The 26,343-nt window shown below is 45.9% G+C and carries 30 protein-coding genes; 26 read left to right on the top strand and 4 right to left on the bottom strand.

Annotated elements, in window-relative coordinates; all coding sequences use genetic code 11:
* Genes AC3WU2_RS29030 through AC3WU2_RS29015 form a run of 4 tightly spaced genes read left to right on the top strand, consistent with a single transcriptional unit; the run spans nucleotide 1 to nucleotide 6,470 of the window.
* Nucleotides 1-3,951, top strand: a complete 3,951-nt coding sequence (locus AC3WU2_RS29030; protein ID WP_492458362.1) for a hypothetical protein — start codon at nucleotides 1-3, stop codon at nucleotides 3,949-3,951.
* Nucleotides 3,948-4,496 carry a phage tail domain-containing protein gene (locus AC3WU2_RS29025; protein WP_492458361.1) on the top strand — a complete coding sequence of 183 codons (549 nt, stop codon included), beginning with the start codon at nucleotides 3,948-3,950 and terminating at the stop codon, nucleotides 4,494-4,496. The genes AC3WU2_RS29030 and AC3WU2_RS29025 overlap by 4 nt, the downstream gene beginning before the upstream one ends.
* 23 nt (nucleotides 4,497-4,519) lie before the next feature.
* Nucleotides 4,520-4,918, top strand: a complete 399-nt coding sequence (locus tag AC3WU2_RS29020; RefSeq protein WP_492458386.1) for a phage tail fiber protein — start codon at nucleotides 4,520-4,522, stop codon at nucleotides 4,916-4,918.
* A gap of 22 nt (nucleotides 4,919-4,940) precedes the next feature.
* On the top strand, nucleotides 4,941-6,470 hold the full coding sequence (locus tag AC3WU2_RS29015) for a right-handed parallel beta-helix repeat-containing protein (protein WP_492458360.1): 1,530 nt from the start codon (nucleotides 4,941-4,943) through the stop codon (nucleotides 6,468-6,470).
* Nucleotides 6,471-6,517: 47 nt separating this feature from the next.
* Here AC3WU2_RS29015 and AC3WU2_RS29010 read toward each other — a convergent pair whose 3' ends face one another.
* Complete coding sequence (locus tag AC3WU2_RS29010) at nucleotides 6,518-7,693, bottom strand: acyltransferase family protein (RefSeq protein ID WP_492458359.1); 1,176 nt, start codon at nucleotides 7,691-7,693, stop codon at nucleotides 6,518-6,520.
* 120 nt (nucleotides 7,694-7,813) lie between these two features.
* On the opposite strand from AC3WU2_RS29010, the gene AC3WU2_RS29005 reads away from it, so the two are divergent.
* The 12 genes from AC3WU2_RS29005 (at nucleotide 7,814) to AC3WU2_RS28950 (ending at nucleotide 17,405) form a co-directional block, all read left to right on the top strand.
* On the top strand, nucleotides 7,814-8,335 hold the full coding sequence (locus tag AC3WU2_RS29005) for a phage distal tail protein (protein ID WP_492458358.1): 522 nt from the start codon (nucleotides 7,814-7,816) through the stop codon (nucleotides 8,333-8,335).
* Between the two features lie 13 nt (nucleotides 8,336-8,348).
* Entirely contained in the window at nucleotides 8,349-10,505 is a 2,157-nt protein-coding gene (locus tag AC3WU2_RS29000) for a phage tail protein (RefSeq protein ID WP_492458357.1), read from the top strand.
* A gap of 73 nt (nucleotides 10,506-10,578) precedes the next feature.
* Nucleotides 10,579-11,175 (top strand): hypothetical protein, encoded by a 597-nt coding sequence (locus AC3WU2_RS28995; RefSeq protein WP_492458356.1) that lies wholly within the window; start codon nucleotides 10,579-10,581, stop codon nucleotides 11,173-11,175.
* Nucleotides 11,176-11,596: 421 nt separating this feature from the next.
* Nucleotides 11,597-11,809, top strand: a complete 213-nt coding sequence (locus AC3WU2_RS28990; protein WP_492458355.1) for a hypothetical protein — start codon at nucleotides 11,597-11,599, stop codon at nucleotides 11,807-11,809.
* Complete coding sequence (locus tag AC3WU2_RS28985) at nucleotides 11,787-11,993, top strand: BhlA/UviB family holin-like peptide (RefSeq protein WP_492458354.1); 207 nt, start codon at nucleotides 11,787-11,789, stop codon at nucleotides 11,991-11,993. The genes AC3WU2_RS28990 and AC3WU2_RS28985 overlap by 23 nt, the downstream gene beginning before the upstream one ends.
* Nucleotides 11,994-11,999: 6 nt before the next feature.
* Nucleotides 12,000-12,680 carry an N-acetylmuramoyl-L-alanine amidase gene (locus tag AC3WU2_RS28980; protein WP_492458353.1) on the top strand — a complete coding sequence of 227 codons (681 nt, stop codon included), beginning with the start codon at nucleotides 12,000-12,002 and terminating at the stop codon, nucleotides 12,678-12,680.
* A complete protein-coding gene (locus AC3WU2_RS28975; protein ID WP_492458352.1) occupies nucleotides 12,680-12,895 on the top strand; it encodes a hypothetical protein in 216 nt (71 codons plus the stop codon). Before AC3WU2_RS28980 ends, AC3WU2_RS28975 begins: the two co-directional genes overlap by 1 nt.
* 649 nt (nucleotides 12,896-13,544) lie before the next feature.
* Nucleotides 13,545-14,384, top strand: a complete 840-nt coding sequence (locus tag AC3WU2_RS28970) for a MarR family transcriptional regulator (protein ID WP_492458351.1) — start codon at nucleotides 13,545-13,547, stop codon at nucleotides 14,382-14,384.
* 146 nt (nucleotides 14,385-14,530) lie between these two features.
* A complete protein-coding gene (locus AC3WU2_RS28965) occupies nucleotides 14,531-15,298 on the top strand; it encodes a ParA family protein (protein ID WP_492458350.1) in 768 nt (255 codons plus the stop codon).
* Nucleotides 15,285-15,629: a hypothetical protein gene (locus tag AC3WU2_RS28960; protein WP_492458349.1), complete on the top strand. Its 345-nt coding sequence runs from the start codon at nucleotides 15,285-15,287 to the stop codon at nucleotides 15,627-15,629. Before AC3WU2_RS28965 ends, AC3WU2_RS28960 begins: the two co-directional genes overlap by 14 nt.
* Nucleotides 15,630-16,302: 673 nt before the next feature.
* Nucleotides 16,303-16,896, top strand: a complete 594-nt coding sequence (locus AC3WU2_RS28955) for a putative endonuclease domain-containing protein (RefSeq protein WP_492458348.1) — start codon at nucleotides 16,303-16,305, stop codon at nucleotides 16,894-16,896.
* A complete protein-coding gene (locus AC3WU2_RS28950; protein ID WP_492458347.1) occupies nucleotides 16,893-17,405 on the top strand; it encodes a hypothetical protein in 513 nt (170 codons plus the stop codon). Before AC3WU2_RS28955 ends, AC3WU2_RS28950 begins: the two co-directional genes overlap by 4 nt.
* Before the next feature lie 316 nt (nucleotides 17,406-17,721).
* On the opposite strand, the gene AC3WU2_RS28945 is transcribed toward AC3WU2_RS28950, so the two are convergent.
* Nucleotides 17,722-18,144: an ImmA/IrrE family metallo-endopeptidase gene (locus AC3WU2_RS28945; protein ID WP_492458346.1), complete on the bottom strand. Its 423-nt coding sequence runs from the start codon at nucleotides 18,142-18,144 to the stop codon at nucleotides 17,722-17,724.
* Nucleotides 18,145-18,164: 20 nt separating this feature from the next.
* Nucleotides 18,165-18,602 (bottom strand): helix-turn-helix domain-containing protein, encoded by a 438-nt coding sequence (locus AC3WU2_RS28940; protein WP_492458345.1) that lies wholly within the window; start codon nucleotides 18,600-18,602, stop codon nucleotides 18,165-18,167.
* 280 nt (nucleotides 18,603-18,882) lie between these two features.
* Here AC3WU2_RS28940 and AC3WU2_RS28935 point away from each other — a divergent pair, with 280 nt between their 5' ends.
* The 9 genes from AC3WU2_RS28935 (at nucleotide 18,883) to AC3WU2_RS28895 (ending at nucleotide 25,082) form a co-directional block, all read left to right on the top strand.
* Nucleotides 18,883-19,272, top strand: a complete 390-nt coding sequence (locus AC3WU2_RS28935; RefSeq protein ID WP_492458344.1) for a hypothetical protein — start codon at nucleotides 18,883-18,885, stop codon at nucleotides 19,270-19,272.
* Between the two features lie 360 nt (nucleotides 19,273-19,632).
* Nucleotides 19,633-19,983, top strand: coding sequence for a hypothetical protein (locus AC3WU2_RS28930; protein ID WP_492458343.1), 351 nt, complete (start codon nucleotides 19,633-19,635; stop codon nucleotides 19,981-19,983).
* Complete coding sequence (locus AC3WU2_RS28925; RefSeq protein ID WP_492458342.1) at nucleotides 19,973-20,470, top strand: hypothetical protein; 498 nt, start codon at nucleotides 19,973-19,975, stop codon at nucleotides 20,468-20,470. The genes AC3WU2_RS28930 and AC3WU2_RS28925 overlap by 11 nt, the downstream gene beginning before the upstream one ends.
* Entirely contained in the window at nucleotides 20,442-20,852 is a 411-nt protein-coding gene (locus AC3WU2_RS28920) for a hypothetical protein (RefSeq protein ID WP_492458341.1), read from the top strand. Before AC3WU2_RS28925 ends, AC3WU2_RS28920 begins: the two co-directional genes overlap by 29 nt.
* A gap of 17 nt (nucleotides 20,853-20,869) precedes the next feature.
* Nucleotides 20,870-21,421 carry a hypothetical protein gene (locus tag AC3WU2_RS28915; protein WP_492458340.1) on the top strand — a complete coding sequence of 184 codons (552 nt, stop codon included), beginning with the start codon at nucleotides 20,870-20,872 and terminating at the stop codon, nucleotides 21,419-21,421.
* Between the two features lie 5 nt (nucleotides 21,422-21,426).
* Nucleotides 21,427-22,191 carry a P-loop NTPase family protein gene (locus tag AC3WU2_RS28910; protein ID WP_492458339.1) on the top strand — a complete coding sequence of 255 codons (765 nt, stop codon included), beginning with the start codon at nucleotides 21,427-21,429 and terminating at the stop codon, nucleotides 22,189-22,191.
* Between the two features lie 164 nt (nucleotides 22,192-22,355).
* Complete coding sequence (locus AC3WU2_RS28905; protein WP_492458338.1) at nucleotides 22,356-23,711, top strand: DnaB-like helicase C-terminal domain-containing protein; 1,356 nt, start codon at nucleotides 22,356-22,358, stop codon at nucleotides 23,709-23,711.
* A 72-nt stretch (nucleotides 23,712-23,783) separates the two neighbouring features.
* Complete coding sequence (locus AC3WU2_RS28900; protein ID WP_492458337.1) at nucleotides 23,784-24,101, top strand: hypothetical protein; 318 nt, start codon at nucleotides 23,784-23,786, stop codon at nucleotides 24,099-24,101.
* Nucleotides 24,102-24,440: 339 nt separating this feature from the next.
* Nucleotides 24,441-25,082 (top strand): toprim domain-containing protein, encoded by a 642-nt coding sequence (locus AC3WU2_RS28895; RefSeq protein WP_492458336.1) that lies wholly within the window; start codon nucleotides 24,441-24,443, stop codon nucleotides 25,080-25,082.
* Between the two features lie 81 nt (nucleotides 25,083-25,163).
* On the opposite strand, the gene AC3WU2_RS28890 is transcribed toward AC3WU2_RS28895, so the two are convergent.
* Nucleotides 25,164-25,394: a helix-turn-helix domain-containing protein gene (locus tag AC3WU2_RS28890; RefSeq protein WP_492458335.1), complete on the bottom strand. Its 231-nt coding sequence runs from the start codon at nucleotides 25,392-25,394 to the stop codon at nucleotides 25,164-25,166.
* Nucleotides 25,395-25,519: 125 nt separating this feature from the next.
* On the opposite strand from AC3WU2_RS28890, the gene AC3WU2_RS28885 reads away from it, so the two are divergent.
* A complete protein-coding gene (locus AC3WU2_RS28885; protein WP_492458334.1) occupies nucleotides 25,520-26,158 on the top strand; it encodes a hypothetical protein in 639 nt (212 codons plus the stop codon).
* Nucleotides 26,159-26,343 lie beyond the last annotated feature (185 nt).

Raw genomic sequence — 26,343 nt, 5'->3', positions numbered from 1 at the left:
GTGAGAAAAATAAGCAATTCAGTTGAAGTAGCAGGGATTCGTGCATCCATAACCGCGGATATTTCCGGATATAGCCAATCCGTTGATAAAGCGAAAGCCAAGGCGAAGGAACTCGGAGAGGCAGGTAAAGAAGCGTCGGCATCGTTCGGATCGCTTAACCAATCGCTCGAAGACCTCGGAGCTTCCGCGCAGAAAGTCCAGAGTATCAACAAGTATCTGCGTGAAGCCAATCCGCAAATCCTCGAACGTCAACTTGCGGCAGTCCGCGAAGAACTTACGCGATTAGGCGCATCGGCGGAACAAATCGATAAGATTACGCAGGAGCTAACGCAGGCACAACAAGAGGGCAATAAATCGAAGGAAGTAATCGGCGGCATCGAGTCCGCGTTATTGGCGTTGGGCGGAACCGCCGCAATCCGATCGCTGCTCGCTCAGATGCGCGAATTTGTTGCGGAGTCCGAGAAAATGTATAACGCGACTAAGGGGCTCGTCGAGGTATCGAAGAATCTCGGATACAGCGCAGGCGAAGCTACCGCGGCCGTACAGAACATGACGAAGCAAGGTTTTATGAACGCGACGGAGGCGGCGCAGGCGTATAAGACGTCGCTGGCGATGGGTCTCGATATTAAGCAAACGACCGAACTCATAAACGCTATGGGGGATGCGGCCGCGTATAACCGGCAAGCTCACTACGGTTGGGGCGAGTCGATCGTCGTTGCGATGGAGGGTATCAAGAACGGAAACTCTACGTTGACTGATTCCGTCGGTGTAACGAAGAACCTCTCCGTTATGCAAGCGGAATACGCGAAGTCTATCGGAACGACTGCCGGTAAACTAACGGACGCACAAAAGGTGCAGGCGGCGTATAACGGATTTTTGAAGGAGTCGCAGATATTCGCGGGTAACGCTTCGTCGGCACTCGGCGATTATACCGGAACGGTTGCGAGGTACGATGTCGCTATGCAAACGTTGGAGGCCGGCATTGGAGATTCGATTAAACCGCTATTTGCGGAGTTGCTCGCAACGATAACGCCGATTATCCAGGCTATCGCAGAATGGGTCGTTGAGAATAAAACGTTGGTATCCGGATTGGTAGGCGCGGCTGCTACGGTTGCGGGACTTGTCGGTGCGTTTACATTATTAGTTGGCGTACTTGGAACGATTAATACGATTCTACCGATACTAAAAGCCGGATTTACTATGCTTAATTTATCGATGGGTCCGATAGGTATCGCAATAGCTGTAATTGGTGCAGTCGTCGGCGGACTCGCGGCGTATACCTCTCATTCGCGTAATGCAGCGAAAGCGGCCGAAGAAATGTCGGAAGCGCAACGTAAACTTAACGATCAACTAGGCAAATCTCCGGCACTACGGAGTGCTAACGAGTTGAAGTCGTTGCAGACGAACTACGAAGAAATGAAACGCCTCGTCGACGAACTTACGGAAGCGCAACGTAAATTTAACGAGTTTCAAAGTCAAGGACACAACTTCCAAGACCCCGCGGCAATTAGACAGTACGGAGAACTTAAGCGTAATATCGACGAAATCAACGAGAGTCTTGCGAATATGGGTGCCGGAAATGTTGACGAAGCGCATAAAGCAATTGCGAAAATGCGCGAGGAAATCGACAAGTCATCCGTAGCAATGTACGAGATGAATAAAGAAGAGTACGACTCGATCGCCGCTAAACGCGCGCACTCATCCGAAACTGATGCGCTGATGGATCGTTATAAAAAGTTAAACGCCGAAAGTAAGCTGACGAACGAGCAAAACAACCAGCTTAAAGAAACGATCAACGACCTCAAGAAAGAATATCCCGATCTAACGTGGGAGATTGATGCGCAGGGGCGCGCTAGGATAACAAACATCGGCGTTATCCAGGACCAGATTGGCGCTGAGAAGAAGTTGCTCGACGCTTCATCTAATTCTGCAACATCGCAGATAAATAACCTTATTGCAGTAACAGCGGCCAATAAGAAAGCAATTGAAGCGCAAATCAATAACTATATGCAATTGATAAAGGTTATGAGTGCCGCGTCGCAACAGACTCAATTTGGGTCACTTGCCGATCCTTCGGCTCAAGGTTTTACAGACAAATTAGCGAATAAGGCGGGGGAGCGTTTCGACAAGGAACTGCAAGAAAAGAAAAAAGAGCAAGCAGTCCTCATCGAAAAAGAGAAGGAAATGCAACGCAGCCTACAAAACCTCAAGTCTGGCGAATTTATCAATGTCGATAAAGGAGGTGGAGGTGACGGTAAATCGAAAGGCGCGAAGAAGTCCGGAAAATCCGCCGCTGAAATCGCGAAAGAACTACGTAAGAAAGCGTATGACGATGCTATCGCAACGGCTCAGTATCAAGCGGAAATGTACGACTGGTCCGCGGATAAGCAAATCGCCGCTTACGAAAAGGTACGCGCTAATCATAAGCAACATCTCGCCGAAACGCTGGAAGACGAGCGGACGTTGAGCTTGCAAATAAAACGTTTGAACGAAGACTCCGCCAAATCCCGCTATGACTTCTCTGCGGAATGGATCGCGAAAGAACAGCGCCGAATGGAAGACGCCGGTAAATCGGAAGAGGACGTTGCCAAGACGAAGCTTGACGCATGGGCGCGACTCCGCGACCGCTATGGTAAGGATACGGAGTTTTATAAGCAGGCAGACGAACAAGTGTATCAATCGCGCAAGCAAGTCGCAAAAGCGCAGTTTGACGCATCGGCAGCGTGGATTGACGCCGAAGCACGCCGCATGGAAGACGCCGGAAAGTCGGAAGCCGAAATTGAGCGGATGAAATTCGAAGCTTGGACGCGGATACGTAGCCGTTACGATAAAGATTCGGAATACTACGAAAAGGCCGACGAGAAGCTGTATCAATCGAAGAAGCGCCTAATCGCGGAGCAGACGAAGCTTGCGGACCAATTGCTGAAGACGCAGAAGGTTAACGTTGACGAAGCGAAGAAGGCGGAGATTGCCGCAATCGAAGAACGTAAAAAGGCGCACGAAGACGAGTATAAGGCGCGCATCGACGCGATTGATCGCTTAATGGCGAAGGAGCGCGAAGCGAACTCTGACGCGGATTATGAGACGCAACTGGCGGAAAAACGCGCACGGCTTGCGTTGCTTCAGTCGGCGGTAGGTCCCGATGGTATCAAAGAGCGCGAGGACGTAGCCAAAGAGATAGAACGGATGCAACTCGAACATAACCGCGACCTACGCGAGCGCGACCTATCGTCACAGAAGCAAGCGTTAGAGGACGAAAAGTCACAGCGCGACGGTGCGTTTGACCGCGAAAAGTCCGACGTCGAAGCGAAGTATGATACGTTAAAGTCCGCATTCGATTCGTTCGGTGGCGACGTTAAATCGATCGAGTCCGCCATTGCCGATTTCCGCGTCAAATCTAACGTTGAAACTAACGCGCAGATTATTGCTGACCTCGATTCGTTCGTCGCGCAATACAACGCTAAGCTGGCCGCGATCCAATCGGTCGGTAACGGAGTTAATCCGGACCTTTCGGAATACAACGCGAATAAGGATGCGTGGACTACGGCGAAAGCTCGCGGCGATAAGTCGGAGATGGCGCGATTGAACGCTCGTAACGAGGAACTTCGTCGGATTTACGGAATAGCGTCGGATACTGGTAAGCTTCCGAGTTTTGACGTTGGTGGTCCGGTGCCAGGCACGTTGGGACAGCCGATGCAGGCGGTAATCCACGGTGGTGAGGCGATATTTAATCAGCGACAATTGGCGAGTCTCTTTGCGTTGCTTGACGCACCATTTACGGCATCGGCGGGACGATACGAACGGTCAACGCCCGCGCAGCAAATCACGAATCATATCGATATGTCCGTTAACGACGTTACTCTCGAAGATCGTGCGGACATTGAAACGATGTATTCCGAGCGCGAACGCGTGGCGACGAGGTTGCGGTCAACGGGGGTGAAGACGACGTGAATTACGACGTAAAAGTTAACGGAACATGGATATCAACGTTAGGCGCTGCTCTCTTCGAGCGGCGTCTTCCTATTTTACCGGAGGTCAACGAATCTACCGTTAAAATCGCGGGACAGGACGGCGAGTTATCGTTCGGGTCGAATTACGATCCGCGTCGTATCGATTTGACGCTGTATATCGAAGCATCTCCGGCACAATTCCACGCAACATTGGCGAAGTTAGCGCGGCTATTTAACGCTAACCGCAAAGAGATGACGTTGGAGTTTTCGGATTTGCCGAACCGCATCTATCGCGTCGTAAATAACGGAACTCTTGCGCTAGACGGACAGGTCGGAAGTCGCATGGTCAACGTAGCGCTGAAAGCTAACGATCCGTGGCCGGAAAGCGGCGAACGCGTATACGAAACGACCATTACGAAATCACCGGAAGTCATGATTTTAGAATCGATCGGAGACGTGCGCGCACAGCCGGTTATTGTACTGACGAATACGGGGGCGAACACGATTCGCGGATTTAAGATAACGAACGAATACGACTATCAATAATGGAGGAGATCGAATAAATGGCGATGCAAATATCGAATTACCTTAGCGCAGCTCTACTTAACGCAGTATTACGTAACACGCCGTATACAAGTCCGTCTACGGTATATATTGCGCTTTATACATCAGACCCGACTGCGGCGGATACAGGAACGGAAGTAAGCGGAGGCGCATACGCAAGACAGGCGATTGCATTCGGAGCGCCGTCGTTAGTATCCGGGCAGCAAACGGTAAGTAATACGGCTGACGTCGTATTTCCGGTGGCTACCGCGGATTGGGGCCTCGTTACGCACGTCGGAATCAGAGACGCGGCAACGGGCGGAAAGCTACTATGGACGCGACCGCTCGATAATCCGCGCACACTTACGGCGGGCGACCGTGCACGTTTCGCGATGTCCGGTACGTCCGTTAAATTTACGCAATAACAACGAGGGAGTGACGAAATAGATGGCACAGCAAATTATGTATCCTGCGCAACCAAATTCGCCAGCAACGGAATTGACCGCAGCGATTACGAATACAGCGACGACTATTAACGTGCTGGACGCATCCAAGCTCCCGGCGGCTCCGAACCTTGCGACGATCGGCGCGGATGAAACGGCGGAGACGGTGCTTTATACCGGAAAGAGCGGAAATAGTCTGACGGGAGTTACACGGGGATTTAGCGGAACAGCGGCGAAGGCATGGGCGCAAGGAACGAGCATGGCGCGGTATTTTACGTCGTATGATGCGGACGCTATGCGTGGGAATATTGCGGACATCAACGCACAGTTGGCGGGAACAGTAAAGAAATTGGATATCGCCGCGAATGTATTAGATTTTGGTGCAAAAGGTGACGGTATTACGAATGATACGGCAGCATTTCAGGCAGCTATCAATACTGGACGAAAAGTGATTGTACCGTTTACCGCGAAAGGATATGTACTTTCAACGCTGGTTCTTGGAGATAACGTTGAAATAGAAGGTGAAAATCAGGTCACACTCTATTGCGGTGCAAGTGTATTATTCAATGTTGCTTCGTTTCATTGTAAAATATCAAACTTTAAGATAGATATGAACGGTGCTCCGGCAGAATCGAAAGCAATTTTACTGAAAACATCTACAAAAGTGTGTTGGTTTATCCGGATTAGTAAAATACAGTTTGTAAATTGTTATGGGGCAATACATGACGAAGCGGCGACCACTAACTATGTAACTGATATGCAAGTGGTTGATTGCAACTCGATATTAACAAAGGGTGTTCAAGTTTACATCCATCATTCACGAGGTTTTATTACTTTTCGGGAATGTGCTGTTGATCATACTTATAACACATCGCCGGTTACATGGATTGGGTTTGCCTTTGAGGATTTTGTTGGTCTTGAACTTGAAAAAGTAGATGTACTTGGCCCTGTCCCTGCGTTAGTAAATCCAACATATCAACCCACCCAAATTGGTGTCTATATTAAAGGAACTGATACGGGTAAGGCCAGCGTATGGCTCACTCGCGTTCTTGTCGATAATATAATGGGTGACGGAATTTTCATCGAAAACGTAATGAACCTTGTTGTCAACAATATCGAATCGTACCAAAATTTAGGTAATGGGATAACTATAAAGGACGTAGTAACTTCACAAATAAATAATTTGTTTGTTATTGGCGGGAAGGGGTTGAACGGATCTGCTCCTGGGGCAATCGGTGTTCTATTAAATAATTGTAAAAAGATGAGTCTTAATAATGTTATTTCATCTGAAAATACTGGCAGTGGTATATCAGTCTATAATAGTGTCGATAACCAATTCTCAAATGTTCAAGCTGATAACAATAGCGCAGGTTGGATTGAATCTGGAACCAGTAACAGAAATGTTATAACTAATGCAAGGATGAGCGGGAATACAACTAGTGTTATGTCGCAAATAGGAACTGCTTCTGCTATTGGTCATTGGTTAGCAAACGGAGTTTACAGACCACATGATGTAGGAGTTATAGCAATATAAATGAATAAGAGACAATGGTTGTCAATTAAACCATTGTCTCTTTAATGTTATATTGCTTTGTCTTGTAATGTTGTATCTATAGTGTTTGGTTTATCATTTTGTTTCGATAAATAATAACCTAGTTTATTAAAAGGTTTTTCTACAAATCTATGAATAATATAAGATAGACATATAATGATAAGGGAAACCTCTATTAATATCAAGTAAGGGTATGGCTGATATCGATAAAGGAAAGACAGCATTGCATAACCAGAAACTCCGTGAATGACATACATTGGATAGCTTATCTCGGCAAAAAAATTCAAAACGGATGAGTATTTTATCTTATTTCGATAATAGTAACATATTGAGAACACTAACAGAATAAATGTAAAGTTCACAAAATACTCTTTATATCCAGATCCGAACATATTATGTACGTTGAAAAGGAATAACACGTAGAAGAATATTGTTGTTGCAATAAATTGTTTTATCGTCCAATAGCGTTTGAAGAGGTTGTAAAAGCAAGAACCAATGAACATATATGTTAAGAAAACAGCGGAATTTGATAAAATATACGCTAGACGGTATAGTTCTATCATATTTAATTGCAATAATACTTCCAGGCTGTTAGTCGCAATATAACTGCTAAAAGCTAATACTCCAACGGTTATTACTAGCGATTTTATATTTTTTAAAGATGTAATCCAAAACAAGAAGGCGCACAGTAAGTAAAATTTAACTTCAGTCTCCAAAGTCCAATTCACATTATCTATCGTAGGTACCCAAAAGAAGTCTCGAAATAGGGAAGCATTCTTTAAATAATCTATAAAAGTAAAACCGAAATCAAGATCGTTAAACCTAGCGCTCAAAGATAGAGTTGTATAAGTGAAAAGCAATCCGATAATGTAAACGGGATAAAGTCTAAATATTCGTCTAAATAAGAACTTGGAACTGTTTAATTTTTCTAACGATATGGGGATTACAAAACCACTAACCAAAAAGAATAAAGCCACACCTATAGCTCCGAAATTAAAATGAAAATTATATAGCCAGGTCGTCATTCCAAGGTGCGGAAGATTTACATGGTCGTTGATAGGTGCAGAGTAAGAAATCTGAGATGCAGTAACGTTATCTCTCCAAAACAATTCCCACATATGTGCATATACGACAATTAGCGCCGCAATGCCTCTAAGCATCTGTACGAACCAAATTTTATCATTTTGCGAAGCAACTTTCTTCATTATTATAATAGCTCCCTTTAAGTTTGTTTTTTAATTCTAACACAATGCTTCGAAATACTCAGCAAAGTATATTTTATGGGGGAGTAAATCATACCAACAGTAGAGTAAGGAGGAACGCACATGTCGTTTATCGGCGCATTTAACCGTGCTCCATTTAACCGAAAATACATCGTCTATACGTATTTCAACGTTAACATATCGTCATTATCCGAAGTGGCCGCTCGTCTCAACGCAGACGTTGCGGTCTCTGTCGTTTTTGACGCTAAATCGCAACTGGACGTACCGATGATACGCGAGATTCCGCACTCCGCCGCAATCCAATCCGCAACGGAGATACTGGCGCAGCATATTCGCGAACGTATGCAATCGGCGGCAGTCGGCGCATCTACGCAATATGACGTATCCGTGACGTATTCACACGTAGATACCACCGCGTTCACCGGAGACTTTAAGCCTGGCGATCGCCTCGTTATTGATACGAAGAAAATGACGGTGACGCTCAACGGACAGAACGCGATGCACCTCGTGGATGGCGATTTCTTTTCGCTGGTCCTCGGCACGAATAAGGTAACATACACAGACGGAGAAGCCGCGCGCGACATCTTAACGCGCATCACGCATCGCGACAAATTCTTATACTGACGGGGGTGGTACGTTGTATCTCGAATCATACGATAAAAATAGACGGAGGGTCGGCGTACTGGTCGACGCAACGGACATCCAACGTAAAAGACGGCTCAATTCGGACTATGAGCTGTCTTTTTTGGTTCCGATGACGTCCGCCGATTTCCGCGAAAAAATACAACTGAAGGGTCATGTTAAGGATGATCGCGGTCAGTTCTACGTTATCAATTCGCGGCAACGGGTCCGTGATGGGCGCAAACTGACTGCAGCCGTATCGTGTTCTCACGTAATGTTTAAGCTCGCTGACTACAAGATTCCGTATTCCTCGTACGTTGCCGAAGCGTACGGAGTCCATATTTTAACGTTGCTAAACGTAATCTCAGCGGCCACCGGCGGCAAGTTTACGTTCAGTGTTGACGATACCTTCGCGCTGCATGACGTCAAAGATTGGGGGCGCGGCAATGCGCTCCAAGCGCTTAACGACGCTATCAAGATGTATGAGTGCGAAGTCGATCCGGATAATTTCGTCATCCACCTACGTAAGAAAATCGGCGCCGACAACGGACTACAATATCGACTCGGCAAGAACGTCGTATCTACGAATTTCAAAGACGATGCCGGATCGTTAGTTACGCGAATGTTTGCGCAAATGAAGGACGGGCGGACGTGGATCGGTCAGCCTGCGTCGATATTAACGGACGAGGAGCGCGCTCTCTTATCGCAAGTGCCAGGCGCCATCGTTGACGGAAAACTCGCGGTAAACTACTTGATATCACCGTATCAGTCGGCGTGGTCCAACGATATCAATCCGTATTTTGACGGCGAGATTATCGAGCAGGATATCGAGGACCCGATTAAGCTACTCGAAGCTGCGCGGACCGCCCTCCGTAAGAACGAAATTCCAGCGCTAGAAGTATCGGTATCTGCGGCGGACTTGTTCAAACTCGATAAGACGGAGCCGCGGCCGAGTCTTGGCGATGTGGTAACGTTGATCGATCCGGAGTTGGGAGCCGATAACGTGAACGCCCGCATTACGGAAATAACGGAGTATCCATATACGTCCGAAAAGCATGCGCAGGTAACGGTTTCGAACGTCATGATGCGGGACTATACGGACATTATCGCCGACCTAGAGAAATCGAAGAATATCGTCGATAACATTTTCAGCGGCGGCAAGATACGGACTGACGTGTTCGAGGCGTTCGCGAAGCAGGCGATCACGGATATCACGAATAGTAAAACGGAGCTAATTTATCCGGCAGACGGCGGAATACTGGCGCAGGAGAAGACGAATCCTCTCGAACAGGTGCGGCTGACATCGAAAGGTCTCGGCATCTCTACGGATGGCTGGAGAACGGTGAGGTCGGCGGTCACGGCACGCGGCATTCTGGCGGAGACAGTCGTCGGACAATTCGGTAATTTCGTTTCGTTGCTTATCGGGTCCGGTAACGACGTAACGCAGATAAATACGAATGGGATCGCGGCCGGTCACGCAGTATTTTCAAGTGCTCCGTTCCAGGTTGATATGAAAGGCAACGTTATCGCGAACAAACTAACGGCGAACTACGCGCAGATTAAGAGTTCGAATTTTACCGATGGGGCTATCGTAGGTAGCTCGATCAACGTTGGAAACGGCAAGTTTACGGTGAGCTCGGCCGGTGAATTAAACGCACAAGGCGGAATTTGGACGCAGGGTACAATAACAGGCGCGCTTATTCGGACGGCGGCGAGCGGTCAACGTATTGAGATGGACGTTAACGGGATGCGAGCGAAAGATAGCAGCGTGAATCGTATCGTCATCGCTCCGGATAATACGTACGGGGTTTCGGAGATTGCGTTTAACAACGAGTCTGGTACGAAGAAGGGTTCGCTAATGACAGCGGGTAATCGGTTTGATATAAGAGGTTGGGACCAAATGGTTATTAGCGGAAGTGACATAAATTTTAATGGACAGGTGTACTTTTCAAGCGCCACGGTCAGTGGTCTTAGAAAAGAATCCGTCGTCGGTTTAGGTGACGAGTTATCTAGCTTGGGTTCGCAGATTGGAAATAAAGCTTCAAAAGGATTGTCTACGGACACAGCCGGACCATTCAACTGTGGTATACCTATTGGGACTCAATTTAAAGCTGTTGACGGCGCTGTTTATACTTGGGCTGGTGTGCCTTCACATTCTCATATACAAAAGTAATATATTTCATCTCTTTGATTGGGTTTCGTTGTATAATAAGATAAATAATTCAATCAAGGAGATGACATTATAAATGAAGAAATTTATAGCTGGTGTGTTGGTTGGTATATTTATATTTGCCAGTACCACTGTTTTTGCGGATTCTATCAAGAGTTTAGTAGGAAGTAAAGTTGACGGAACGTTTGAGGTGTATTATCAAGGAAATAAGATAGGGGACGCTCCTGTAATAAATGATTCTACTTATCTACCAGTTAGGAAGCTAACAGAGGCTACGGGGATGTCCGCTAACGTAGAAGGGAAGAGAATAAACTTGGAACAGACCAGTGCTAGTAATATTGGAAGTATAGACGACAATACTATTTTGGAAGAACAGAAGAAACAAAAAGCACAAATTGAGGTTAAGATAAGTCAACTAGATGGGGATATCATACGTTATAAACGTGAGATTGACCTACTCAATACATCCATCCAAAGCCACAATAAGCAAGTAGATGAATATAAATCCGATCTAGCAAAAGCAAATGGCAAGGACCCAAATCTTGAGATATATATCGAAAACATAAATAAGATGGTTCAGAAAGAACTTGATGATAAAAAGAGTTTCGAAGCTAAAGTAACCGCGGCTCAAGTCGAGATTGATACGTTAAAGAACGAGTTAAGCAATATTTAGCGGGCGGGTGTTTTTGTGGAAACTCAAAACGATTATGGTAGGATTTTCGAGTTGGAAGGAAAAGAAAGGCGTATAGACGAGTCTAACAGTAGATACGTCGGTTGCTTCCTGGGTATTACCTTCATTACGTTTGGTATTATCATCTCATTTACGGGGATAGGCGCTATATTAGGGGTTCCGCTAATTATCGGCGGTATCATCTCGCCGTTTGTTGCAAAGAAGCAAGACCTCACTAATTATAGAGTAATCTGCCCGACTTGCGGATTTGAGGTTTTGACGACTAAAAAGTCAGGAATAACATGCAAAGCGTGTAAGAAGAGAATGGTCCTTAAAGGTGATAGATACGTAAAAATAGATTGAACCAATTTAGAAGTCCGCGGATATTGCGGGCTTTTTATTTTGCTTACGAAAGGAGACGCCTATGAAAATTAAACCGCTACTCGAATGTATTATCGATATATCCGATCCAGTTGCGGAATTATCCGCAGTCATTACGGCAGTCCTCGCCAATCATCCCGATAAACAAGCGGACATTCTCCGCGCACTTGACGAACAAATCGGACTGGCGTTAATTGCGATTGATGATGAAGCAAAAACGGAGGATACCGCCGATGACGGAAATGGACGTGTTTAAGTATTTCCTTTCGCAGGGCCCGTTTGCTGTAATGTTCGTATGGCTGCTTATATACGTCATGCGCGCGAACAAGGATCGCGAAGGCCGCCTGCAGGATTTGCTCGATAAATTTAGCGATAAGTATGACGTAATCATAACGGAGCTGCGCGATATTAAAGAGCGGTTCCCACACGGAAGGGATTGACGGAAAATGGAATACGTAGTATCACACATACCACAAAGTACAGCGTGCAATCGGCGCCCCGCGTACAAAATGACGCCAACGACGATCACGATTCATAATACGGGGAATCCATCGTCTACCGCGCGAAATGAACGTGATTGGCTGACGAATCCGACGAACGCTCGCCAAGCATCGTTCCATATCGTGGTGGACGAGCGCCAGGCGATCGAGTGTATTCCGCTAGGCGAAAATGCGTGGCATGCCGGCGACGGTAGTGGTGCGACTTCGGGCAATCGGACGTCTATCGGAATCGAAATTTGCGAGAGCGGCAACTACGCGAAGACGCTCGATAACGCTGCGGAATTGGTCGCCAATCTGCTGAAGGAGCGCGGATGGGGAACGGATCGGCTACGTCGTCATTTCGATTGGTCCGGCAAGATATGTCCGCGTCTTATGTACGATAGTGGAAAATGGACCGGATGGAAGACGTTCGTTTCGAGCGTTGACGCGAAGATGAGACCGAAGGAGGACGTTAAATTGACGGATGAGATAACAGTACAAGTTGACGGAAAGAAAGTCGGAGTTGGCGAGCTGAAGAACGGAGTGACGTTGGTGCCGGTCCGTATCGTAGCGGAAGCGTACGGTGCTGATGTGCAATGGGACGCGAAGACGAGAACGGTAAATATTACGAAAAAGGCGGCGGTATAATGAACGAGAAAATCGATTGGAAACGTAAATTGGCGAGTCGGAAGTTTTGGGCGTTGGCGGCCGCGCTTGGTACGAGTTTACTGGTAGCGTTCGGGGCCGGTGCGGATACGGTGACGCAAGTGACGGGAGTTATCGGTGCAGTCGGCGCGTGCGTTGCGTATATCCTGGCGGAAACCGCGGTCGACGTAGAGAAGGAACGCAGTAAGACGGAGTAATGGAACGAAGTAAAGCGACGTCATAAAATAGAATAACGTATTAGTCGCCCACCGGCGGAGTTTAACGATTAATTTCGTATTCTCCGTTGGTGGGCGCTTTTCTTCGTTTACGCAAACGTAATCGTGTACGTTTTCAAATACGTATATGTAAACGTTGATGTAACCGACCAGGGTATCGCAAATGTACCGGGATACCCGCAGCACAAATATATAAACGTAATCGTATACGTTTTTGAAAACGTGTATGTTGACGTGTACGTATACGTTGATGTACAGTAGATAAATAGAGTTTGATGTGCTAGACTTTATTTAGCAAAGAATATCAGAACAACGAAAAGAACGCTCCTTCAGCTTGGCGGCCATGGAGAGCGTCCTGATCGTACGCAGTCCCTATGTCTAGGGATTGTTATTTAATGCGCCTATTGGCGTTCATTATGTTTCTTCAATTCTACCAAGATCACTACTAATAATCAAGAGTAATACTTTACCTTTAACCAAATAAATGGCACGCGATCGTATTTTAGAAAAAAATATGCGTCGGAGGGCTTGCTTTCCTATTGTCTTTTTTAGGTAGCTAGTCGCGCCAAACGTGGAAAGCACTAGCACCACAACAATTCCATACGCAATTACAGGAGGCGTATTTTTATTTATGGGTAACGTTATACCAATCTTTGATAAAGTGCGAACCGAAGCCAATACATATAGTCACTTCGACGACACCGACCGACTCCGGTCGGTTGTGAATGCTTCTATACATAACTTCTACGCTGCCGAATGGAAAGTAATTCAGGCCATTCTTGCTCACGCCATGGTTGTTCCTGGAGTGTGTTGGGCACGGATCGAGACACTATTACGGAAAGCTGAAGTCAGCAAAGCAACCTTTCACCGTGCTTTGAACAAAGCCGAGGAACTAGGTCTGATTCAGCGTGTACGCCGTCAGAAGTATAACGGGCAACGTGGGTCTAATTTTATTGTATTCAGCGAACCTACGAATCTAGCAGATGAGACCGAGCATGATACCTATGAAAAATCGCTAGAATCCACGCCAGATAAGGACTCACGACCTGTTTCTGCGTCCGTAGCTTTTAATAGCTTTAACCATAAAACATATGATTATACTGTTACTATGCGCGCGCGCGATGAAAAGTTAGAAAAATATATCCTCACTGGCGTAGAAGAGAACGGATTAATCCCTATGACCATCATTCGCCAGATCCAAACAACGCTAAAAGAGCGTTATTCAGGCTATAATTTCGAAGCAAGTGTGAACGATATAATCCTAGCTATTTGGAAGGCGAATACGATCTTTACGAATCTAATCAAGAAATCGTACCATATCAGCTCTTACGGGGATTATTGGGCGACGATCTTCGAACAACAGTTGATGGATCGTAAAGCTAAACGCAATAGCGAGGACACACCATACGCCGCAGATCAACGCGCTGTTTTCTTCAAGTATGTTCTTGGTGGCGGTCGTGTAGCTATGTAAGGATCACGAAACGCCACTAACGACACCGCCAGAGGCAAGAGAAAATCGTAAATCATGTGGATGTTTACGAAGACGTTTACGTATATGTGGACGTAAACGCAGAAATAAGTTATACTAATTTTAGAAGATATTAAGGAGGAATAGAGTTGGCGAAGGTTATAACATTTGGTATACAAAAAGGCGGAAGCTCTAAGACAACGACCTCTGGGATCGTGGCATACTTATTAAGTGAAAAATATAAAGTTTTAGCTGTGGATATGGATTCTCAGGGAAATTTAACAGAGTTATTAACACAGAGGGATATTTATGATTTTCATGGTAAAACTATATTTGAGGCGTTACAGGCTCAAGATGCTAGAGGTTTTATTCATGAGATTACGGATAACCTACATATTATAACAGCAGACGATCATATTGCTAGATTTTCACGCTGGCTCTATGGAGAACCGTATAAAGGTAACATGTCATTAGTTTTATTAGAAACTATTGAATCTGTACGCGAAAATTACGATTATATTATAGTAGACACTCCGCCCGCGTTAGGAGAACAGACTATTAATGCACTTGCCGCTGCCGACTTTGTTGTTGCTATGTTTGAGGCTAGTAAGTTCTGTTACTCTGCGTTAAGTAGGTTTTTAGAAACTTGTGTCCATGTTCAAAATCAAGTTAATAGAGATATGCAAATTACTGGGATATTGAGGTGTCTCATTGATACGCGCAGAACTGATAATAAAGCATTAATCGAATTAGTCTACGAAGATTATGGAGATATTTGCTTTGAAACGGTATTGTCACGTACTGCAGCGACGGGTCGACTTAGTATTAATGGATTTGTTAACAATAATGAACTGAATCATGCCGTAGCTCAATATCGTGGCTTTGTAGAGGAGTTGTTAGCGCGTGTCGCAAAATAAACTAGATCAAATAAAGAATAAAGTACGCCAAGGCGGTAATAGTAGTGCCCCAGCTCATTTTCTTGAGGCGAATATAATAGAAGACGATCAGAAGGCAATTACCACGCCTATTCAACAAAAGCTAGACGAATACGTAAACGTTGATGTAAACGTAAACCCTACCAGACGCACTAAACGTAAACTATTCGAAGAAACACATACGCGTAAAACGTTCTGGATACGCAATGACCTGGTAGAACGAGTTAACGAGGAAATAAGCGGCGAACGCGGCGCCATGACGCAAATTGTTAACGAACTTTTAGAAGAATACTTTAAGAATCGCACAGACTAACGTTGATGTACACGTAAACATATACGTAATCGTGTACGTATTTGAAAACGTAAATGTTGATGTAAACGTAGCGCTCACTTCTTCGGAGGTGGCGTTATTTTTTTTTTTGCAGAGAGTGTGCGGAATCGGTCCGACCGGCAACGTAGTAAGTGTAAGGCGCAAAATTACCGTTGAATTAGACGTTTTCAGTTCGAAATGAACGTTTCATCAATGTCAACGATAAGAGCGGTATTTTGACGTAAAACCAACGGAAGGCGGCGGTCAGATGGCGAGAAGGAAGCGCGTACCAATCGTTAAGATAACGGTAGATGGCGCGGAAGTTGACGCTAAGGAATGTACGAAGTGTGGCGAGGTTAAGGCGCTTACGGAGTTTTATAAGCGTGGGAGTGGATTGACATCGAGGTGTACCGAGTGTGATCGTAAGTATAAAACAGAAAGCAGGAAACGCCTCAACCCAAGTGGTGCTCGCCGCAAATGCACAAAATGGACAACGGAGATGTTTGGGGCGTTTGTTAGGGAGGTTACTAATGGGGAATACATACTTGCAGGCGAATACATGGGCGCGTTGGTCCAGGTCGAGATCCAACACCTCGCATGTGGTGGTACGCGGAGAATACGCCCGAGTCAATTTATCTCATATAGACACCAGTGCCAAAGGTGTGTGCTGAGGAATTTGAGAAAGTCGAACGAGTCGTTCTTAACAGAGGTAAGTACCATCACTGGTGGTGAGTACACAGTCCTTGGCAAATATATAAACAACACAACGCCGGTATTGATGCGTCATAATATGTGCGGTAATGAGTGGCAGATAAGTCCTAATCATTTCTTATCAGCGGAGAGTCGATGTACAGTATGTACCCCCAGTAAGATCAGTAATGGAGAGAGGCGGATATCCGCATACCTGGAAGCGCAGGGTCACGCGGCCGAATGTGAGTACAGACTAAGTGCTTGCCGAGATAAACGTCCGCTTCCGTTCGATTTTGCCGTCTTACTCTCCGACCGAACGGTGCTTATTGAATATGACGGCATACAGCACTTTAGTCCGAGGGGATTCGGTGTGGGTAAGGAGCAGGCACTACTAAAATTACGCGAAACACAACGCCACGACCGCATTAAAACGGAATACTGCCGCGCCAACGGCATCCCGTTAATACGGATCGACTACACGCAATATGACGAAATCGAAGAAATTCTCACGCAAGAACTTACGAAATTGGGCGTAATAGGCAAACATCCAATTACGGAAGGGGATGCGCAAGCAGCATGACGAATAGACTCGCGCTTCCTAACGATAAGCAGACGCTGCTTGACGGTCCAATCGGATTCGAAGTTTATAATCGCGAACTCGTCCGCAAAGTGTTTCCGCGCATCATTAACGAAGCCTACGACGTTGTGTACGCAGGAATGGCGCGCAAGCCGGAACTCCGCGACATATACGCGTTCTACTTTACGCTGCAGTCATACATTGACGGTAATTACCTTCGAGCGGATGGAACGTTGAACGACCGGTTCGGAGCGTGCTTCATAGCGTACGATACGTTAATGTCAACGTTGAGGATCGATCGTAACCGGATTAAGTTCCTGGCGGACATTCTCGAAACGAACGGAATAATACGCACAGCGATCCATTACGAGAAGACGCGAAGGTTCAAGTGGTATTTTCCGTCGTATTGTCCGAGGATTACGGATGACGGACATATCATCGACGAGGATGGTGTCGTTGTTATGCCGGATATGACGAAATATAAGCCGAAGAAACCGCGTCGTTCCGCTTAGTATGTCCAGCGCATACTTACGTAAGTATGTCCTGCGCATACCTAGCTAAGTATGTCCTGGGCATACTGTAAAGATAGAAAGGTTTTAAAAGAGAAAGATGTAAGAGAGAAACAAATAATACGGAGGTGGATGAAAACGTTGGTATAAATCATAAAAGATACGTTGTCGGAAAGAAAATCGCTTTCCAACAAACGGATAGTATAGCGAAAATATTAGATCGCGGAGTATTTAAACGTTAGATGTATATAAGGGAAGACGTCGGTTCTAAAAATAAAAGAAAAACTAGCTCTGGCGCCACGATTCGAAAGCACCGTCCCTAGTTTAAGACGCCTTTATAATAGATGACCATTTCTTCGGGGATCTCGATCCGACGAAAATACGCGGATATCGTCTCGTCGCCGTCTATCGGATTATGCGAAGTAAGCAGCGCAACCGCGAACGTATTCGCCTGCCGCTCGTATTTTCCCGAGATAAGAAACGTATGGTCGTCGATAAAGAAGCGGTTCATGCCCGCGTGGAGTACGTCGTGACCTAGCTCATGGGCGCAGACCAAGCGTTGCCATACGTAGGGAAGGCGGTTGTTGATGATTATGTACTTCTGTCGAAACTTCGTAAAGTACATACCCTTCGTCGAGGCTCCGAGGTCTTCAAAGATAACAATGTTGTTTCGTTTCTTAGATAGCTTAAATGGACACGTAGTGCGGTGCTTACGTATTAGTTCATCCACCTTGGATTGCAACAGAAAACCAGCTCCTATATCTAGTTGTGGTCATTTTCCTTATATCGCTTATTTGTAAATTTCACTTTACTGCGCTTTTTGGCATCCCAAAACAAGCCGGTAAGGACGTCCAAGACACGTTGACGGTCTTCATCCTCGATCGGTACACCGTCGAACATAAGGCCGGACTCTTCTTCAAGCATTTTCTTAAAGTCGCGCTTGTCTTTCGAGTTGGCCCAATCCGGTGTTTCCATATCATCTTTAGAACTAGACGGAAGGATGTGATTAGCGTCGAAAAATTGAGCAACATCAATTTCGAGCGCATTTGCAATTGTCGTTAACGTATCAACGCTTGGGTTGTACCTATCTCGTTCTACATCGGCTATATAAGAGCGTGACATATTCGCTTTAACTGCTAATCCAGCTTGAGTTAGGCCGGCAGCTGTTCTAAATTGTTTGATTTTACTTCCTATGCTCATTTTAATACCCCTATCTAACACAATGTATGACGTCAATTCCCGTCATGAGTAAAGTATAATTCAAACGTGTCGTGAATTCAACAGTTAAAAATGTCGTGAATACGAGTGATACGGTATAAAAATACGTCAAAACACGTATAAGCGATGTTTTTAGACTTTAATGCATGAATATGGGGGAATTTGCTATTTTACAATACTACGTGAATTCTATACATTGTATTTAGATATCGACGTGATTACAAGTTAAACTACTAAAACGCCAATAAAAGGAGGACGTCAAATGAACGTTCAATTAACGGAAAAATACCGTCTCAAATCGGATGGCACGCAATTTATCGTAGAGGAACGCCGCATCGTCGACCCAACGAAAGCACCGAACTGGTCCCGTATTGTCACAGAGAATCCGGACGCCGACCCCACTCTACGCGAAGTATGGCGTGACGCAGCCTATTACGGTATCAGCGTAAATTCGCTTATCCGGGCGGTCGAATACGTCATACTGAAAACTGGGATCGCCGGTCATCCGCAATCACTGGCGGAATTAATCGGAACGCTGCGGTCAGTCTCCGAAAGTATACACGCGGCTATGACGTCGGTAGTTTCCCGTGATATTACCGTCGATTTAGGCGTCAAAGTTAAAGCGGAGTGTATTCGGAAGGTTGCGAGTTAAAGGCGCTAATTTTACGGGAATTTTACGGTAGCGTGGGATTCGGCGGAACGATTGTATAATTAATATAGGAGGTAACGGAAATTGAAGTTTGAAACGGTAGATGATATTCTCGAATACTACGGCAAGAAAACGAAATAAACAATCAAATGAAAACGCACGAAAAATAGAGCAATAAGCAGAAAAAAGGAGGGAATAAGTAGCTTTTAAAATCACAGTTTTACATAACCAGAAATCACCCGTAAAAATAAAGGAAATTCGAACGTAGTTAAGCGGCACCGCAAACAATCAAATTGCCGAATTTGGAGTTCGACCGAAATCGTGCGCCTGGTATAGAATCACTAATACGAAGGAGGACGTAGAATGAGCCGAAAAGTAACGATACCAAACGAAGTTGCGGAGGCTATCGAGAGACTCCGTGATAGGGGCGTAAGTAATGCAGCGATTTCGCTCTTTGCGCTTAAAGGCGGGGATATGCCGGAAAGTCAGACGTTGGCGTCATGGGTGTGCGTTGAAATTGAACTACGGTTCAACACGTTAATGTCCGCATTAATCAATGGATATGAACGTGAATTGACGCAAGAACAACACATTCATGCCGACATACGTGGGGCATACGAACGCTGGCGCGGGCACGACTTTTCTAACGGAATAATTTTCGCGCTAGACAAACTTGGCGTAAAAATCGAGGGGGTGAACGATAATGTGCGATAAGTTATTAACGATTGAACAGGCGTTCGAACTAAGCGTCCGACAACAAGAGCGTGACCTACATTCTGACCTGTCGATATGCGACGCGGCGACGCCGGGGCCTTGGCTAGTCGATAGGAATGTTGCAAATCAGATACGACAGCCTAACGGATCGAAACGTAGACGAATCACGACTCCTCCCGATGCGGACGGTATTAGAGATTCGGAATTCATCGCAGAAGCGCGCCAAGGCTGGCCGGAAGCCATACGTAGGGCAATCGCAGCGGAGGCAGAATTTGCTGCGGAAGAAGATCGACGTTGCTATAACGAAATGTTGGCGGATTCGCTATCGTTAGAAAATGAACGATTGCTTACCGCCTTACGCGGAATATTGAGCGCGATAGATAGAGGAGCATTACAGAGAACGAAAATGTCCGCCGCTGTAGATTACGATATTCAACTAGCAAGGGAGGCGGTAGAAAGTGGCACGCAAGAAAATAACGGCTTATGAGCGCAAGGACTGGCGCAACCTTCCGCTTGACCAATGGAACGTCGTCACGATCCACGCATATTTCGCCGATATGAATCGCGAATTGTTCGGAGTTACCGAATACTTACCGATGCGGAACTGGCGCTTCGAACAAGGCGTAATCAAACGTTCGCTGACCGAACATGGCGCGGAATTGCTCAAGCGTGCATTCGACGAATGCTTCCGTGCGTACAAGCCGTCGCGTGAGTATCCGCTGTTGACCACTGGATTTGCGATAAGCTATCGGATTAACGGGATCATTCCGAAGCTGAAGGCGGAAATGGAACGTGAGCAACAACGTGAGCAGACGGACGGAACGGTGAATAGCGGAATGACTACGGAAGAAATGGCGGCGTGGTTATAACAGGGGGAGGTGGGATATTGGAATTAAGTCCAAATGTAATCGACAGAACCGGGATGAGGTACGGAAGATTAATTGCTATTAAGCACGTCGGAACAGACAAAAAGAGACAAGCACTATGGGAGTGCGTCTGTGACTGCGGGGATACAGGAGTAATAGTTTGCGGCCATAATCTCTCGATAGGTAAAACGAAGTCCTGCGGGTGTCTTCGTAGAGAAAACGCGAATAAGGTAGGAAGGGATAATCAAACACACGGAATGACGCACTCCCGCTTATTCAGTATTTGGAATTCAATGAAGACTCGATGCACGAATCCAAATCACGAGAGATGGAGTAGGTACGGAGGTCGTGGAATATCAGTGTCAGAACATTGGTTCGACTCCTTTGATAGTTTTTTGAATGACATGGAAGAATCATATAACAGCCATGTTGCTGAGTTCGGAGTTTCGCAGACGACACTCGATAGAATAGACAACGATAAGGGGTATTATCCAGAAAACTGCCGTTGGGCTACTAGGAGGGAGCAGAACCTAAATAGGGGAGTAATCAAAAAACAAAAAGAAGGAGCGTAACTATATTGAAACACTCCGAAGGATGTATACTTAGCGACTATTGCAGTACAAAAGATACGGCGGCATGTTCACGACTCTGCCCCTCGTACATTGCAATGATGGGATACAATGGTACTGGCGGACGAGTAGGTGCTGCTAATTTACCATCAGATTATCGCATGTTAACGTTGACTTCTTCGCCGGCACGGGAGGAACAATCGTCAGCCTACGTTCTAATCGATCAATACGTCGCGACGTTCAAACGCCAATTTGAAACGGACGCCGAACGTATTAAGTCGTTATATCTGTACTCAGATTCGCCAGGCACCGGTAAAACGACGACGGCCAGCGCGATATTAAACGAGTGGCTTACCGTACACTATATCGGATCGTTGAAACGGAATAGGCAACCACTTCAGCGTCCGGCGTTCTTTCTCGACGTTAACGAGTGGCAAGAGTTATACAACGAGTTTAACCGACCAAAGATTCCGGATGATGTAGCAGAACCGGCATCGCGTGAGTATTACGCACGAATGAAACTCGCGAAAGCAGCGCCATTTGTTGTGATGGACGATATTGGCGTGCGTGATTGTACGGATGGATTCCGCGGTGATTTACACGCGATTATTAACCACCGTGTAACAAACGGGATGGTAACGATATATACGTCGAACGTGACTTTAGAGGAATTAGCGAGGACTTACGATAAGAGACTATACGATCGTGTCCGAGATATGTGCGCAGCGGTACCGTTCGTTGGCGGGAGCAAGCGTGGGATTAGAAAAGGCTAAATACTATATCTAGTATGTTTTTTGAAAAGTGGGCAAGACCGATTTAGTGTGAACACACAATATGTAGTGCACAATTTCGATAAATAAATTATCGGTATACAACATATAGTATTTACCGCTTTACACGTGCTTGAGGTTATGATATATTAACGGAGGTGGTAGAGTTGCCAAATTACGGAACATGCATTCACTCGAAAGCCATCGATATCGGCGACGTTTCCGTATATAGTCGTTACGGCATCGAACGCGATCATTTCGCGACGGAAGTTGAACGAAAAACATACGACTATATACGCAACTATGCGGAACAGAACCGCGGACAAGCCCCGTCATACGCAACCGTCGTTTCCGAAATTAACGGATTCGACTACGTTCCTGGCGTCACGGATTCGTTCGAATTTCTCGTCGGAAAGCTGAAAGACGCAGCTGGCAAGCGTTTGTACGCGGAGAAGTTTAACGGTGGCGAATTGGTGGCGAAATTTGCGGAATTATCTGCGGAAGAGTTCGGAAGCTACTTGAAAAATCTCGCTGACGGCGTTAAAATGAGAACAAGTGTTCGTAAGTCAATCGGAATCGATATATCAACGGGAGCCGAACGGTTTCTATCGGAGTATGATTCCCGTAAGGAAGGACGCTCATTTCGCATCTGGCGTAGCAAATTTCCGACAATCAACGAAGCTATCGGCGGCGGATATTATTCGTCGAACATGTACGTTGTGTATGCGCGATCCGGCCGCGGAAAGTCCGTTATTACAATGGAAGAAGCGATAGAGTTTGCGTTTCAAGGGGCAACAGTTCTTATATGGGCACTGGAGATGGGGTGGTTCGAGTGGTTCGCACGTGCTTATTCGTCGATCTCAGGGCGTCAGGGTGTGGTAAAAGCGAACATTGACGGAGTGGATTACGATGCGGGCTTCGAAAACCAATCTTTGCAGGCAGCTAAGTTACCGCAAGAATACGAAGAAGCGTTCCGCCAGTTTGTTTCGCAGATTAACGAAATTCTGCCGGGACGAATTATCGTACGAGCTACGAACGATCCGGACTTTACTTCGCGTAATCTCGCAGCACTTCGCGCCGATATTCTCGAAGTTAAAGCGGACGTTGTCGTTGTGGACCCGTTCTACTATTTAGATTACGAGTCTAATACGTCGAAAACGGCTGGTGGCGACGCAGCGGCTACGTCGAAGAAACTCCGCATCATGACCGGTGCGCTTGACGTTGTGACCATCGCTATAACGCAGGCAGACGAGGACGAGCGTGAGAAGAATGACGATGGTGTGCGTGAGATCCGACCTCCGAAACGTGCCGAGATTAAGAAGACGAAGCAACTGCTCGAAGACGCAGCCGTAACGCTTGGTATCGATACAGTGGCGCAGGAAGGGCGCGGTATTATCGAGATTGGCAAGGGACGTAATGGTGGAGAGGACACGCGCGTCGAATTGCTATATCTTCCGAATTACGGGATCGTGCGTGAATTGTCGGAAGAAAGCGATTCAAGTAAGTTTGTGGGAAATTTTTGATTTCAAGCACTTTACATGAACCAAATTTGGTGTTATTATTTAAATCAAATAGCACCAAAGGAGGTTCGGTTTATGCCTGATTTTTTAGATAAAAAACTAGAGAAACTGGTTAAAAGAGCAAATAATGATTCAGAGAAGGATGAGGTAAGATTTTCACTAACTCTCAGTAGGTTTAATAACAGAAGAGTGGAATACCTTAGACACAGCTTAAAGCTATCAAAGCAGCAACTTCTTGAAGAGTTAATCGTCGCATCGATATCACAACTTGAAATTAAAATGGGGCTTTCAGAGTTTAACGATACACACGGTGAAGTTTGCCTTAATGATGATTACACAGAAAAGATACTTAGTAAAAAGCCCATTGTTTCAATGTTTCGTGAAAAGAAATAAGGAGGAGTATATATAAAATTAATCAACGTAAAAGATGAGATAGAACGCCATATTCACCGTTTCTCGAAACCGTCCGGACTAGGCGGATCGCGCTTCACCGCATGTTCACCGTTCCGCGTTGACAATTCGCCGAGTTTCTTCGTCGACTTACGCGAGGACTCGGAGTATTACGGATGCTGGTACGATAGTGACGCCGACGATCCTAGCCACAGGTCCGGAGATTTCACGAAGCTATTAGCGTTTCTCACAAATGTTACATACGAAGAGGCGTCCGCTTATCTACGTCAAACTTACGGCGGATATGAAACGGATGATCCCGACGATTACCGGCTCAATCCGATGAGACTGACCACGGACAAGAAACGCAAAATAACGCTAGATGAACGCATCTTAGACGGCAATACGCGTAATTATACGTATCTGACTGGTCGTGGCATATCGGTGGACGTTCAGCGCTTAATGAACGTAGGCTATTCGGAGCGCTCGAAGGCGATAACGTTGCCCTGGCGCCATCCAGACGGTGCGCTTGCTAACGTTAAATATCGGAAGACCGATTCGAAAACGTTCTGGTACGAAAAAGGCGGAAATCCGGTCGGCGACCTCGTTTACGGTATCGACGTAATGCATCGAAAAGGCATCCGAAAGGCTGCACTAGTTGAGGCGGAGATTGACGCAATGACGATAATGTCGGCGGGATTTCCAGCGATTGCAACCGGAGGATCGGCGTTCACTGACGAGAAGGCTTCGTTAATCATACGTTCGCCTATCGAAGAGATACTCATCGCGCCAGACCACGATAAGGCGGGGCAAGCGTTCTTAGCGCGTGCGACTGAGTTGCTGACGCCACATATGACGTTGAAGATCGTGGACTATCCGCATCGTTATAAGGACGTTAACGAGTTCGCAATTGCGGAGGGGGTTGCGGCTCTAGCGGAGTGCATCGAGGGCGCTCGTTTGGTAATGTTTTCTATCGTAGTATAGCGTGTACATATATTGATTAGTGGCGTAAAATAAACGTAATCGTCCGACATTTCGGACATTTAGCGCGGGTAGGAACGTTCCCTACCGAAACGCTGCGAACTCTTGATCGTTGTACTCGTGTAACTCCTCTGGTCGACAGCCTAGTGTCTTTGCTATGATGATTGCTTTACGTAACGGGATGTCATTCTTCATATTATCATAGTCAGCTAATGAAGATTTGCTCAATCCGGTACGTCTAGCAAGTTCGCGCATTGACCATCTACGGGCGGTTGCGAGTTCAGAGATTCGGCAGCGTATGGCTTTAAGCTCCATAGCCGCGCCTCCGTGAAACTATTATCTTATGTACAAAAATATTTTAGCATACTTTTTCTGCAGAGTGTGCGAAACGTATTTTACCGGCAACATATTAAGTATAAAGCATAAGGAGAGTGAATTTGTTGGAATTGCAAAAGTTAAATACATACGCAGCAACGTATCGATTACACCATGATAATGAATCATTTAACGTACTCTACGCTCAGGCGGATCAGTTGTTTGGGCCAGTAAACCGAAGCGTTGTAAAACGTTCAGGCCTTGGAGATGAATCTGACGCCGATAGCATTTTTCACAACGTAATCTTGAAGTTAGCTATGAGAGACGACGTTCGTGATTTCGGAAAGACATTATCTGCCGCTCTACGAAAAGGACGATTACACTACTTCCGTACAGAGACTAGACGACGAAAACGAACGGTATGTTCATTGGATGAGACTTATAACGATATCGACGGGGCGCCAACTCCTAAGTATATTGTGCCGACGAACGCAGGTTCAGCGGAAGTAGAAGCATTTTCGATAAAAAAAGAAACCGACCAGCATCAACTGATCGATTTCCTCCTGGATCGCGCTAACGATCCTATAACGACGCTAATCGTTACGAAGCTTAAAGAAGAAGAAGATTGTAGTAAAATGTCCATAACGGCGCTCGCCAAAGCGCTAGGACTTCACCACGAGACTGCTACACGGAAGTTACGATCATTAGTCAAGCATTACGACGCCAATCGTTTTGGAGACTATCACGAATACCTTGCCGTATAACAGTTATAGGAAACGTAGATCGGCGATTAGGCATATCGTCGATCTACGAAACCTACATTAATTATAACAGATACTTTTCTGAATGTAATAAAATCAATCCATAACAGTAATGGTAATTTGAGTAATTTTATTATTATTATTACCTTATCTCATGCCAATTATACATGAGTCTATTTAACCATGTC

This window comes from Paenibacillus sp. EB106-05-06-XG162 (genome assembly GCF_058791655.1).
Note: the sequence above shows the minus strand (reverse complement) of the source record. Positions and strands in the feature narration are given on the sequence as shown.

Bases quoted from the DNA above. Each gene is read 5' to 3' on its own strand.
- AC3WU2_RS28940 (WP_492458345.1), bottom strand. From the start codon at position 18,602: ATGAGCATAGGAAGTAAAATCAAACAATTTAGAACAGCTGCCGGCCTA.
- AC3WU2_RS28935 (WP_492458344.1), top strand. From the start codon at position 18,883: ATGAACGTTCAATTAACGGAAAAATACCGTCTCAAATCGGATGGCACG.
- AC3WU2_RS29010 (WP_492458359.1), bottom strand. From the start codon at position 7,693: ATGAAGAAAGTTGCTTCGCAAAATGATAAAATTTGGTTCGTACAGATG.
- AC3WU2_RS29020 (WP_492458386.1), top strand. From the start codon at position 4,520: ATGCAAATATCGAATTACCTTAGCGCAGCTCTACTTAACGCAGTATTA.
- AC3WU2_RS28950 (WP_492458347.1), top strand. From the start codon at position 16,893: ATGACGAATAGACTCGCGCTTCCTAACGATAAGCAGACGCTGCTTGAC.
- AC3WU2_RS28930 (WP_492458343.1), top strand. From the start codon at position 19,633: ATGAGCCGAAAAGTAACGATACCAAACGAAGTTGCGGAGGCTATCGAG.
- AC3WU2_RS29015 (WP_492458360.1), top strand. From the start codon at position 4,941: ATGGCACAGCAAATTATGTATCCTGCGCAACCAAATTCGCCAGCAACG.
- AC3WU2_RS28970 (WP_492458351.1), top strand. From the start codon at position 13,545: ATGGGTAACGTTATACCAATCTTTGATAAAGTGCGAACCGAAGCCAAT.
- AC3WU2_RS29005 (WP_492458358.1), top strand. From the start codon at position 7,814: ATGTCGTTTATCGGCGCATTTAACCGTGCTCCATTTAACCGAAAATAC.
- AC3WU2_RS28925 (WP_492458342.1), top strand. From the start codon at position 19,973: ATGTGCGATAAGTTATTAACGATTGAACAGGCGTTCGAACTAAGCGTC.
- AC3WU2_RS28980 (WP_492458353.1), top strand. From the start codon at position 12,000: ATGGAATACGTAGTATCACACATACCACAAAGTACAGCGTGCAATCGG.
- AC3WU2_RS28895 (WP_492458336.1), top strand. From the start codon at position 24,441: ATGAGACTGACCACGGACAAGAAACGCAAAATAACGCTAGATGAACGC.
- AC3WU2_RS28995 (WP_492458356.1), top strand. From the start codon at position 10,579: ATGAAGAAATTTATAGCTGGTGTGTTGGTTGGTATATTTATATTTGCC.
- AC3WU2_RS28990 (WP_492458355.1), top strand. From the start codon at position 11,597: ATGAAAATTAAACCGCTACTCGAATGTATTATCGATATATCCGATCCA.
- AC3WU2_RS28900 (WP_492458337.1), top strand. From the start codon at position 23,784: ATGCCTGATTTTTTAGATAAAAAACTAGAGAAACTGGTTAAAAGAGCA.
- AC3WU2_RS28985 (WP_492458354.1), top strand. From the start codon at position 11,787: ATGACGGAAATGGACGTGTTTAAGTATTTCCTTTCGCAGGGCCCGTTT.
- AC3WU2_RS28890 (WP_492458335.1), bottom strand. From the start codon at position 25,394: ATGGAGCTTAAAGCCATACGCTGCCGAATCTCTGAACTCGCAACCGCC.
- AC3WU2_RS28975 (WP_492458352.1), top strand. From the start codon at position 12,680: ATGAACGAGAAAATCGATTGGAAACGTAAATTGGCGAGTCGGAAGTTT.